Source organism: Noviherbaspirillum sp., assembly GCF_035944575.1.
Taxonomy (GTDB): domain Bacteria; phylum Pseudomonadota; class Gammaproteobacteria; order Burkholderiales; family Burkholderiaceae_D; genus Noviherbaspirillum.
The window spans coordinates 19,441-28,723 of the sequence record NZ_DASZBA010000229.1; the positions used below are offsets into that span (position 1 = coordinate 19,441).

Here is a 9,283-nt window from a genome sequence, read left to right on the forward strand (position 1 = left end):
GTCGGCATGCAGGTGGCACGCGGCGAGAGAGACCCCGCCGATCGCTCCGGGATCCCCCTTTCCGCCATCAGGATGCGATGTTTAGCCCTTGGCTAGCCTTTGCCGGCGCGCTTCATAAAGACATACCCCTGAAGCCACTGACACATTCAGACTTTCGACTGACCCGAACATCGGGATGCTGACAAGCAAGTCGCAATTTTCCCTTGTCAACCGCCGCATTCCCTCGCCTTCGGAGCCCATGACCAAGGCGGCAGGACCCGAAAAATCCGCTTCGTACAGCGATTTCTCTGCATCATCGGTCGTACCGATCAGCCAGATATCGCGCTCTTTCAATTCCCGAAGGGTTCTTGCGAGGTTGGTTACCGTGATGTAAGGCACGTTGTCGGCAGCGCCGCTAGCCACCTTGGCCGCTGTAGCATTCAGGCCGACCGCGCGGTCTTTCGGTGCGATTACGGCGTGAGCACCGGCCCCATCCGCGACGCGCAATGCGGCGCCCAAATTATGCGGATCGGTTACGCCGTCGAGAATCAGCAGCAGCGGCGGCCCTTCGATCATGTCCAGCAACTCATCGAGATTTCGTGCCAGCGATAACTCCCCGGCCTTGGCCACCACGCCTTGATGCCGACGGGTACCCACCATGCCGTTCAGACGCTGGTCGTCCGCTTGGATGATGCGTACCTTCGCCGCTTCCGCAGCCCGGAGCAATTCCTGCATTCGACGATCATGCCGGGATGCATCGACATAGATTTCTTCCACGGAAGAGGCGTCATGGCGCAAGCGCGCCGTTACGGCATGGAAGCCGAATATCATTTTACTTTTCATCAGGAGCGCTTCTTCTTTCCAGATTTCGCACGAGCTTTTGCTGTACGGTTTTTGTCGGTGGCGCCTGAGGTGGATTTGGTTCGGGTGCCGCGCGTGCTGGAACCCGCTTTACTCGCCGCCTTGCGCGGAGCCTTTGCCTTGACCCCTTTCTCACGCGTCTGCTCACCTTCGGCCCGTCGCGCTTCGTTCTTGAGGACAGTCCTGATGCCCGGCTCAGTGACGAGGCGCAGATCGATCTTGCGGGCGTCCAGGTCGACCCGGCTCACCTGTACCATGACACGGTCGGTCAGCTGGTAGCGTATGCCTGTTCGCTCCCCGCGGAGTTCGTGCCGAGCCTCATCATATTGAAAATAGTCCGCGCCCAGTTCCGTCACGTGCACCAATCCCTCAATATACAAGGCGTCCAGTTGAACGAAGATACCGAATGGCGTCACACCGGAGATAGTACCGCTGAATTCTTCGCCAAGCTTATCGCGAATGAAGTAACACTTCAGCCACGCTTCGACATCGCGTGACGCCTCGTCAGCCCGGCGCTCATTGGCGGAGCAATGAATTCCAAGCGCCTCCCAGATTGCAAGATCACCCTCGCTTTTCTTTTTTCCGGCAGCCTTGTCCTGTGCCTGCAGTTTGCGTGCCGCCGGAGACAATGTGGTGTTCAGGACGCCGGTATCGATACCTTTCGGCTCGTACCGTTTGCCTTGCAGGATCGCCTTGATGGCTCTATGCGTCAGCAGATCGGGATAACGCCGGATCGGACTGGTGAAATGCGCGTATGCCTCATATGCCAGGCCGAAATGCCCAATATTCTCAGGACTGTAAACTGCCTGCTGCATCGAGCGCAGCAACATGGTCTGCAGGAGAGTCGCATCTGGACGAGCCTTTATCTTCGGCAAAAGCTCCGCGTAATCGGATGCTGCCGGCGTGTCGCCGCCGCCCAGATTGAGGCCGGCCTGCTTCAGAAACGTTCTGAGCTGGTTCAGTTTTTCCTTGCTGGGAGCGGCATGAATGCGGAACACACCCTGATGTTTGAAGCGCTTCAGCAGGTCGGCGGCGCAGACATTCGCAGCCAGCATGCACTCCTCGATGACCCGATGAGCATCGTTGCGGGTACGCGGAAGTATTTGTTCGATCTTGCCGGCGGCATTACAGACGATATACGTTTCAGTAGTCTCGAAATCGATCGCGCCCCGCGCATGGCGAGCCTGCAGCAAGGCCTGGAATACCTCGTATAAATGCAGGATATGCGGGACGATCGTCTGGCGCTTGGCCGCCTCCGTGCCCTTGGTATTGGCAAGAATCGCCGCCACTTCGGTATAGGTAAGCCGAGCCGCGGAATGGATTACCGCCGGATAGAACTGGTACGCCTTGATTTCGCCCTTGGAGGTGATCACCGCGTCGCATACAAGGGTGAGGCGGTCCACATTCGGATTGAGCGAACAGAGTCCGTTCGATAATTTTTCCGGCAGCATCGGAATGACCCTGCGAGGAAAATACACCGACGTGCTGCGCTCAAGCGCATCCACATCGAGTGCGTCATTCGGTTTGACGTAATGACTGACATCGGCGATTGCGACAATCAAGCGGTAAGCATTGCTGCGGCCGATTTTCACAGGCTCACAATAGACGGCGTCGTCAAAATCGCGCGCATCCTCGCCGTCAATCGTCACCAGTGGGATATCACGCAAGTCGACGCGATCGACCATGTCGGCATCGCGCACTTCGGAAGGCAGTTTGGCGGCAAGCTTTTTTGCCGCTTCAGAAAACTCATGCGGCACGCCGTATTTGCGTACCGCAATTTCGATCTCCATGCCGGGATCATCGATATCGCCGAGGATCTCGACGATTTTCCCGATGGGTTGCGTGAAGCGTGATGGCTGTTCCGTAAGCTCAACGCTGACCACCTGCCCGGTCTTTGCTTTGCCCGGCGATCCTACAAGCAAAATATCCTGTCCGATCCGCTTATCTTCCGGAGCAACGATCCAAACGCCGTTTTCATTCAACAGGCGACCGATTACGTGAGTATTGGCCCGCGAAACAACTTCCACGATCGTACCTTCAGGCCGACCACGGCGGTCGGTGCCGATGATGCGTACTTGCACGCGATCGCCGTTCAGGACCTTTTGCATTTCCTTCTCGGGAAGGAAAATATCATCGCCGCCGTCATCCGGAATCAGGAAGCCATAGCCTTCGCGATGGCCGCTGATGCGGCCCTCAATAAAGTTGGGTTGATGTGCGAGATGATAATGACCGTTTCGATTCGGCTTGATTTGTCCGTCGCGCTCCATCGCATTCAAGCGGCGCGTCAAACCATCCATCTCATCGGATTTCACATCGAGTGCCGCAGCAAGAGAATTCACGTCTTGTGGTTCTGTTGCGGTGCGTAGGATGCCAAGAATTTCCTCTCGGCTGGGGATTGTGTATGAATATTGGCTCAAAAGAGTACTTCAGTTAATTTTTATTGGTACGAGGTAGTGTAACGGACGAGCGTTCCATTTACCTAACAAGCTTCAAACTTTCGGAGGATTTCACTTTCCGATTAGATTGACATCCTAAATTGTTCAGCTATAATTCTTGTCTTTCGCATCGCCCAGATGGCGGAATTGGTAGACGCACTAGGTTCAGGTCCTAGCGGTGGCAACACTGTGGAGGTTCGAGTCCTCTTCTGGGCACCAAGCTTTATAAAAAGGTCCGCATATGCGGGCCTTTTTTCTTTCTGACACATCCTTCTTTCGCAAAACATCTAACTCGGATCAGCAAAACCTTGGTACGTCCTGCCGGCAAATCTTCCAAGCGCCGCGAACTGCATCTAATCCAACAATCTAATGACCCGAAATCTTGGATATGGATGTGCCTACAGTCCATCCATATCAAACAGCATCGACCGGTGCTTGGTCATAACAGCGCCATAAAACCGTGATTGGATCACAAACTTCGTGACGAAGTTCGATAGTCAATCGCCGTCCTTCAAACGCGCTATGACCTGCTCCGGGCGCATGCTGTCATATTCCTCGAATGGCTGGTGAATCCAGGGGTTGGTTGGCAAATACTCCAAGTAATAATCAGGCTTGAAGGTTGAGCAAGCTTTGCACCAAATGACGGCAGAACGAACCTCGGTCACCATCGGAAAATTCGCTTGCAGGTGCCGCTGCACTTTCGACAAGGTAACGCCCGAATCGGCGAGATCATCAACCAGCAAGACCCTGCCTTCGAGCGAGCCTTTGGTGACGGTGACATGCTTGGCGATGTTGAGCGCGCCCTGCACCGTGCCCGCCTCGGCGCGGTACGAACTGGTCGAGAGGATCGCGAGCGGCAAATCGAATATTCGCGAAAATACATCTCCCGGACGCAATCCACCTCGCGCAAGGCAGAGGACCTGGTCGAATTTCCAGCCGGATTCATGAACAACTCGCACTAATCCCTCGATGGATCGATGGTAATCATCCCATCCGACCCAAAGATGCTTGTCGTCAGAAACAGGCAGTGGCGTGTTTTTCATGAGCCTTACTGGAAAGGATGTCGCAAAACGATCGTTTCTTCTCTGTCAGGACCCGTGGAGACCATGTCGATAGGCACGCCGACAAGCTCTTCAATTCGGGCAATATAAGCACGCGCATTGGCTGGCAATGCATCCATCGATTTGGCGCCGACACTGGATTCTTTCCATCCTGGCATTTCTTCATAGATCGGCTGACAACGGGCCGCATCTTCCGCGCCTACGGGGAAAATATCCGTCTTCTTCCCATCGAGCGTATAACCGGTACACAGCTTCAATGAATCGAGCCCGTCCAGCACATCAAGTTTGGTCAGGCACATTCCGGATACGCCGTTAATCTGTACCGAACGACGCAGCAGTGCCGCGTCAAACCATCCGCAGCGACGAGCACGTCCAGTGACTGTACCAAACTCGTGCCCGACGCTGGCAAGATGCTTGCCTATCCCAACATCAGTAGGCAATTCGGAAGGAAATGGTCCGGAACCAACCCGGGTCGTATAGGCCTTGGTGATACCTAGTATGTAATGCAGCATGTTGGGCCCGACACCAGAGCCTGCGGCAGCATTTCCGGCAACGCAGTTGCTCGACGTCACGAACGGATACGTGCCATGATCGACATCAAGCAAACTGCCCTGTGCACCTTCGAAAAGCAAGCTGCCGCCGGCTTTATGTTCGGCATAGAGAGCGCTAGACACATCAGCGACCATCGGCGCAATACGAGGCACTGTCGACAAGGCGTCGTCCAGGGTTTTCTGAAAATCGACAGCCTGCGCGCCCAGATACTGGGTCAGTACGAAGTTGTGGTAATCAAGGTTTTCGCGCAATTTTTCGGTAAAGCGCTTCTCGATCAGCAGATCGGCGACCCGGATCGCACGCCGCGCCACCTTGTCTTCGTAGGCAGGACCGATGCCCTTTCCTGTGGTGCCGATTTTTGCGGCGCCTCGGGCGGCTTCACGAGCGGCGTCGAGTGCGGTGTGATAAGGCAGAATAATCGGACAGGCCTCGGAGACCTTGAGCCGAGAGGCGACCTCCACGCCGATCGATTGAAGCTTATCAATTTCCCTCAGCAGATCAGGCACCGACAACACTACCCCATTTCCGATATAGCAAGCAACGCCAGGGCGCATGATGCCGGAAGGAATGAGTTGCAGAGCGGTCTTTTGCCCGCCAATAACCAGCGTGTGGCCGGCATTATGGCCGCCTTGAAAACGCACGACGCCCTGCGCATGATCCGTAAGCCAATCGACGATTTTTCCTTTGCCTTCATCGCCCCACTGGGTACCGATGACCACCACATTCTTTGCCATGCTTTTAACCTAAGTTTTTTAGAATCCAATTTCCGCTATCGATTTCGAGCGTGCGGTCGCAGTCGAACTCGTCCTGATCATTTTCGTGGCCCGGCAGGCTTTGGATGACAATTTCCCCTGCTCTGCGCAGCTCCGCGATTTTAGCTCTCAGACCGGCATCCTGGCCCCATGGCGCACGAACCGCCCGTCGACGACCGGCAACCGGCACCAGGCGCGCCAGTTCCCGCAAGTCCATTGAAAATCCGGTTGCCGGACGTGCCCGGCCGAATGCCTCGCCGACTTCGTCATACCGTCCGCCGCGAGCGACGGCATTGGGGAGCCCCGGAACATAGGCGGCGAACATTGCGCCGCTGTGATAGTGATATCCGCGCAGGTCGGCCAAATCGACAGTAACACTTGCCGCTCCAGCCAATTTGATTAACGCGTCGAGTTCATCCAGCGCCTTCGCGATGCCTGGAAGTGACGGCAAGATCTTGCGTGCCCGCGAAACAGTCTCGGCGTCCCCATAGAGTCCGGGAAGGGCGAGCAGCGCATTGCGCGTCTCTGCCGCAAAATTTCCGCTGATGGTTTCCAAACCGGGAACATCTTTTGACTCCAGCAAACCGAACAACGCAGCTTCCTGCTTCCTGGCTTGCATATCATTTGCGATGATTGCCCGGAAAACGCCGACATGACACAGATCGAGTCGAACCTTTTCGAATCCAGCCAATGCAAGGGAGGCTAAAGCGAGCTCCTGGATTTCGGCGTCGGCCTCCAGCCCGGCATGCCCATAGATTTCCACGCCAATCTGCAACGGCTCGCGGGTTGCGTGTAAACCTGACGGACGTGTATGCAATACACTTCCCGCATAGCACAAGCGCGTCACCGAAGTACGGTTCAACAGGTGGGCATCGATACGAGCGACCTGCGTCGTCATATCTGCGCGAATACCCATGGTCCGGCCGGAAATTTGATCTACCAGCTTAAACATGCGCAGATCCATGTCCTGACCAGCGCCAGTCAACAGCGACTCGAGATACTCGAGCATCGGGGGCATCACCAGCTCATAGCCGTAGAGCCGGAAGTTGTCCAGCATCGCACGCCGCAAGTCTTCAATCTTACGGGCTTCGGACGGCAATACATCCGCGATGTTTTCAGGAAGGAGCCAGTTCGGCATGGAAGGAAAACAAATGCTTGAGGAAAAATCGGTCTAAGAAAGCCTCAACGTCACGCGGCTGCTCGGCGCATCAGTGAGTATATGCAACATGGTCGATGCCATGGAACATGGCAAAAGAATGCTGTGGCCTCTGAAACAAGCCTGCAGCATTCTTCGTAACTGTGAAGGTCTGTATCACTTCTTCGCAGGCGCAGCAGCGCCTGTTCCAGCCGAAGCACTCTTGAAATATCGGAAAAACTCGGAATTCGGATCGATCACCATCAGATCATTCCGGTCCTTGAAGCTTGAACGATAGGCTTCGAGGCTACGGTAGAACCTGAAAAACTCCGGATTCTGTCCGAATGCCTGCGCATAGATTTGCGATGCCCTGGCATCGCCATCACCCCGGATTTTTTCAGCGTCGCGATATGCTTCGGCCAGAATCACGGTACGCTGCCGATCCGCATCTGCACGAATTTTTTCCGACTCGGCAGCACCAGTTGAACGCAGTTCGTTAGCAACGCGGGCACGCTCCGATTTCATCCGGTCGTACACCGAAGCATTGATCTGCTCAACGTAATCGACGCGTTTAAGGCGTACGTCTACGATCTCAACACCGATCTGCTTTGCCTCGTTGACGACCTTTTTCTCAATCGCATCCATTACCTTGCCACGCTCGCCGGAAATCACTTCACGTACCGTACGCTTAGTAATCTCTTCGTTAAGTGCCGCCTTCACAATCTGGGACATACGGTCGTTCGCACGCCGCTCATCGCCGGTGAAACTGACGAAATACAGTCGTGGATCGACGATCCGCCACTTGACGTAAGCATCGACCAGAATGTTCTTTTTTTCAGCTGTAATGAAACGGTCGGCCTCGGGCGTATCAAGAGTAAGGATGCGCTTGTCCAGGAAAATGACATTTTGAAACGGCGGCGGCAGTTTAAAGTGCAGTCCCGGCTCGGAAATAACTTGCTTGACCTCACCCAGCGCAAAAACAATCGCATATTGACGCTGATCAACAACGAACAGTGTTGAAAACAGGATCGACAGAGCGATCAGCGCAATGATGATAAAAGAGATTAGGCGATTCATTATCGAGTCTCCCGATCACGTGATTCCCGTCCGTCGCGCGTCCTCGGATCCCTCTGGCGTTCGCCATCTTGTGACCGAAGTTGATCAGCGGTCGGCGGCACGGGATTACCGGTCGGCGCGGGCGTTACCGTCGCAGGCCTCGCCGCGTCCGCGGCACCTTGGGAAATCAGTTTATCCAATGGCAGGTAGAGCAATTGATTTCCTGTACGGGCATCGACCATCACTTTTGTCGTATTTGCGAAGATTTGCTGCATGGTATCGAGATAGATCCGGTCCCGCGTAACGGCCGGCGCCTTTTCGTATTCGACCAGAACCTGTTTGAAGCGGGAGGCGTCACCATCGGCCGCCGCAACCACTCGAGCACGATACGCCTCTGCTTCCTGCATCAGACGCGAGGCCGCACCGCGAGCCCTTGGAATAACGTCATTTGCATAGGCCTGCCCTTCGTTTTTCTGACGCTCCCTGTCCTGTCCGGCTTTGACAGCGTCATCGAATGCCGCCTGGACTTGTTCAGGTGGCTGGACTGCCTGCATCGTGACGTTGGTGATCATTACACCGGAGTTATACAGATCCAATATTTGCTGCATCCGCTGGCTGACATCGAGCGCCACTTTCTCACGCCCTTCGTACAGCACAAAATCCATTTTGCTTCTGCCGACAATCTCCCGGATGGAGGTTTCCGCAACCTGACGGACCATTTCCTCCTGATCACGGTTGTTGAATACCCACTGCGACGCATCCTTCAATCGATACTGAACTGCAAACTGGATATCGATAATGTTTTCATCATCAGTAAGCATGAGCGATTCGTTCGGCTGCTTGTTCTTGATGCTGGAACGATAGCCAACTTCGACGGTCCGAACCTGCGACACATTGACGATTTCATGACTTTGAATCGGATAGGGCCAACGCCAGTTAAAGCCGGCCGGGGTAGTGTGACTGTACTTTCCGAAAGTCAAAACCACCGCAGTCTGACCTTCCTGCACGATAAAGAAACCACTGACCAGCCAAAGAAACGCAATAATTGCGCTCACCAGACCGATGCCAATACCTGCGCCTTTCATATCCGGTGTGAAACCGCCCCCGTCACCTCCTCTGCCACCGCCCTTGTTTCCGAACAGGCGGTTCAGGCGCTGATTGAAATCCCGCCATAGCTGGTCGAGATCGGGCGGACCATCACCTGGTCGTTTTCCATCGTGATTTGGCTGCTGGCCATTGTCTTGTGAACCGCGGCCCCAACGAGGATCGTTCAGAGAAAATTTCAAGCCTATTTTTTTTAGCAAGGAAAAGGGCATTCTTTGGCTATCCGGTTTATACAATGGTTTGCAATGCTGACTGATTATTTTGATTGTTATTGGGTTCGTGCATCGTGATGCTCATCGACCGGCAGGCGATCCAGATGCGTCAGCGCATCCGCTTTTGCATATTCAG

At 54.8% G+C, this 9,283-nt stretch carries 7 protein-coding genes and 1 tRNA gene; 1 reads left to right on the top strand and 7 read right to left on the bottom strand.

The annotated features are described in order from the left end of the window. Positions 1-81 precede the first annotated feature (81 nt). Together rlmB and rnr are read right to left on the bottom strand one after the other, a co-directional pair. Positions 82-822 carry a 23S rRNA (guanosine(2251)-2'-O)-methyltransferase RlmB gene (gene rlmB / locus VGU61_RS18295; RefSeq protein ID WP_326860676.1) on the bottom strand — a complete coding sequence of 247 codons (741 nt, stop codon included), beginning with the start codon at positions 820-822 and terminating at the stop codon, positions 82-84. Further along, positions 822-3,257 (bottom strand): ribonuclease R, encoded by a 2,436-nt coding sequence (rnr, locus tag VGU61_RS18300; RefSeq protein ID WP_326860677.1) that lies wholly within the window; start codon positions 3,255-3,257, stop codon positions 822-824. Before rnr ends, rlmB begins: the two co-directional genes overlap by 1 nt. 150 nt (positions 3,258-3,407) lie before the next feature. Here rnr and VGU61_RS18305 point away from each other — a divergent pair. Continuing rightward, positions 3,408-3,494 (top strand) — tRNA-Leu (locus tag VGU61_RS18305). Between the two features lie 278 nt (positions 3,495-3,772). On the opposite strand, the gene VGU61_RS18310 is transcribed toward VGU61_RS18305, so the two are convergent. From VGU61_RS18310 to hflK, 5 genes are all read right to left on the bottom strand, one after another. Beyond that, positions 3,773-4,318 carry a phosphoribosyltransferase gene (locus VGU61_RS18310; RefSeq protein ID WP_326860678.1) on the bottom strand — a complete coding sequence of 182 codons (546 nt, stop codon included), beginning with the start codon at positions 4,316-4,318 and terminating at the stop codon, positions 3,773-3,775. 5 nt (positions 4,319-4,323) lie between these two features. Continuing rightward, the gene (locus VGU61_RS18315) at positions 4,324-5,622 is read right to left on the bottom strand and encodes an adenylosuccinate synthase (protein WP_326860679.1); all 1,299 of its coding nucleotides are present in this window, start codon (positions 5,620-5,622) and stop codon (positions 4,324-4,326) included. Positions 5,623-5,626: 4 nt separating this feature from the next. Then, positions 5,627-6,778 carry an ATP phosphoribosyltransferase regulatory subunit gene (locus VGU61_RS18320; RefSeq protein ID WP_326860680.1) on the bottom strand — a complete coding sequence of 384 codons (1,152 nt, stop codon included), beginning with the start codon at positions 6,776-6,778 and terminating at the stop codon, positions 5,627-5,629. Positions 6,779-6,952: 174 nt separating this feature from the next. Beyond that, positions 6,953-7,852, bottom strand: a complete 900-nt coding sequence (hflC, locus tag VGU61_RS18325) for a protease modulator HflC (protein ID WP_326860681.1) — start codon at positions 7,850-7,852, stop codon at positions 6,953-6,955. Beyond that, positions 7,852-9,147, bottom strand: a complete 1,296-nt coding sequence (hflK, locus tag VGU61_RS18330) for an FtsH protease activity modulator HflK (RefSeq protein WP_326860682.1) — start codon at positions 9,145-9,147, stop codon at positions 7,852-7,854. Before hflK ends, hflC begins: the two co-directional genes overlap by 1 nt. Positions 9,148-9,283: the final 136 nt, after the last annotated feature.